We start from the raw sequence: 2411 nt of genomic DNA, 5'->3' as shown, positions 1-2411 counted from the left end.
CGCAAGATCCTATTGCCGCCCTGCGTCGAGAGGTGCGTGGTGATGCGGGTCAGTTCCGCACCCTGAGCGCCGCACTGATCCAGGCCATAGAGGCACAATACCGGCGCTATACCGGCTGGACCGTGCAGCTGCACTACGACAACCTGGTGGTCTTGGCGAAGGAGCAGCATGATCTGCAACCCTTACCCTCCTACAACACGCTGCGCCGCTACATGAAAGCCCGTGACTTGCGCCGCAAGCATCGCCCCAGGCGCAACACCCCTGGAGGGGAACAGGCACAACAGCGATTAGCCAATGCCGAGGTGCGCAGCTATGAAGCCGACTATGTTCATGGGCTCTGGCATGCTGACTTCCACCATGGGTCACGGCGTATCATCACCGCCTCCGGGGATTGGGTTACCCCGCGACTGCTCTGCTTTATCGATGACCACTCCCGGCTGATCTGTCACCTGCAGTGGTATCTGGAAGAGACGGCAGAGGTACTGATCCATGGCCTCTCCCAGGCACTGCAGAAGCGTGCGCTTCCCAGAGCCCTGATGACCGACAACGGTGCGGCGATGAAGGCGGAGGAGTTCACCGCAGGGCTGCATGCGTTGGGCATCGTGCATGAGACCACGCTGCCCTACAGCCCCTACCAGAATGCCAAACAGGAGTGCTTCTGGGCCACCCTGGAGGGGCGGCTGATGGCGATGTTGGCGGGGGTGGAGGATCTGACGCTGGAGCGGCTCAATGAGATCACCCAGGCCTGGGTGGAACAGGCACACCACCGCACGTACCACAGTGAGATCGCCAACACCCCACTACAGCGCTATCTGGATGCCGCCAACGTGGGGCGCGACTGCCCCGACAGCCAGACCCTGCGCAGCGCCTTTCGTTGTACAGCGCGGCGCAAGCAGCGCCGTAGTGATGGCACCGTCACGTTGCAGGGGATACGCTTCGAGATCCCCGATCGCTACCGTCATCTCGAACAGCCGATGCTCCGCTTCGCCCGCTGGGATCTCCGCGCGGTGGAGCTGATCGATCCCCGCACACTCAAGCCCCTGTGCCCGCTCATGCCGCTCGACAAGAGCGCCAATGCCGAGGGTCGACGAAGAGCCCGCAGCACCAGAGCATCGCTGGAGGAGACACCATCGGGCAATGCATTGCCACCCCTGCTGCGCCAGTGCTTGGCCGACTATGCGGCCACCGGTTACCCGCCGGCCTATCTGCCCATCAATCAGGAGACCGACAAGTGAACAAAAAACTACTCGCCCTGTATGGGCTCAAATGGAATCCCTTCTCACCCGAACTGCCGTTAGAGGCGCTCTATAGCAACGCCAAGGTGGAAAGCTTCTGCTGGCGGGTCGAACAGGGACTGATCCGGGAGGGGGGCTTTGCCATGATCAGCGGTGATCCGGGCACCGGCAAGAGTGTGGTGCTGCGCGTGCTGGCACAACGCCTGGGGCAACGGCATGACCTGACGGTGGGGGCCATCGTTCACCCCAGTGGCAACCTGGCCGACTTCTATCGTGAGATGGGGGATCTGTTCGGGGTGGAACTACGCCCGCACAACCGGTGGGGGGGCTTCAAGGCGCTGCGTGAGCGGTGGTTGGCCCACCTGGAGGGTACCCTGCTGCGCCCGGTGTTGCTGATCGATGAAGCCCAGGAGATGCACGCCGGTGTACTCAATGAACTGCGACTGCTCTCGAGTATGCAGTTTGACTCACGCAATCTGCTCAGCGTGGTGTTGGCCGGAGATGCCCGTCTGAACCACAAATTACGGCGCGATGAACTGCTTCCCCTGGGCAGTCGTATCCGTACCCGCCTGATCATGGAGTATGCCACACGAGAGGAGCTGGGCGAGTGCTTGAATCATCTGCTGCGCACCGCCGGTGCGCCCCATCTCATGAGTAAGGAACTGGCCACTACCCTCTGTGATCATGCGGTTGGCAACTACCGGGTACTCACCGGTATGGCCGGAGAACTGCTGGCGACAGCCGCACAACGTGAACTCACCCAACTGGATGAAAAGCTCTTTCTGGAACTCTTTACGCCAAGCCCGTCCAAGGCCAGAAAGCGTACGTGACCAACCCAAGGAGATACCTATGGAGCACACGCCTCTTATGCTGGCTGCAGCACCGGACCTGACCGATGATGCTGCCACCGAGATCCTCGACTTCCTTTACGACCTGACCTCCGCCTTCGAGAACCACTACTTCGCCCAACTACGGAGGCATCAGCAGAGTCTCGTCGAAGAGCGGAATCAGCCCGACCTGTTTGAACCCTTTGAAGACGAGTTGCCCGACTTCTGAGGATCCGCTCTCGGAACTGGGTAACGGGTGGTACGGGACCTTATACCACCCGTTTATCTTTGCCGGGTAGGCCATCAAATAGTGTGAGTGCCGGGACATCGATTAGGGTGGTTACGCTCA

At 60.8% G+C, this 2411-nt stretch carries 3 protein-coding genes; all 3 read left to right on the top strand.

Going from position 1 to position 2411, the window contains the following annotated elements:
* A partial coding sequence (locus NPX02_RS20970; RefSeq protein WP_260296013.1) for a DDE-type integrase/transposase/recombinase occupies positions 1 to 1235 on the top strand: 1235 nt, incomplete at its 5' end.
* Complete coding sequence (locus NPX02_RS20965; protein ID WP_260296012.1) at positions 1232 to 2065, top strand: ExeA family protein; 834 nt, start codon at positions 1232 to 1234, stop codon at positions 2063 to 2065. The genes NPX02_RS20970 and NPX02_RS20965, both read left to right, overlap by 4 nt.
* Before the next feature lie 19 nt (positions 2066 to 2084).
* The gene (locus NPX02_RS20960) at positions 2085 to 2291 is read left to right on the top strand and encodes a hypothetical protein (RefSeq protein WP_260296010.1); all 207 of its coding nucleotides are present in this window, start codon (positions 2085 to 2087) and stop codon (positions 2289 to 2291) included.
* Positions 2292 to 2411 lie beyond the last annotated feature (120 nt).

This window comes from Sedimenticola hydrogenitrophicus, from assembly GCF_025175675.1.
GTDB lineage: Bacteria > Pseudomonadota > Gammaproteobacteria > Chromatiales > Chromatiaceae > Sedimenticola > Sedimenticola hydrogenitrophicus.
The sequence above is the reverse complement of the archived record's forward strand: the minus strand, read 5'-3'. Positions and strand labels throughout refer to the sequence as shown.

Excerpts from the sequence above, each read along its gene's own strand:
- NPX02_RS20960 (WP_260296010.1), top strand. The coding sequence starts at position 2,085 with ATGGAGCACACGCCTCTTATGCTGGCTGCAGCACCGGACCTGACCGAT.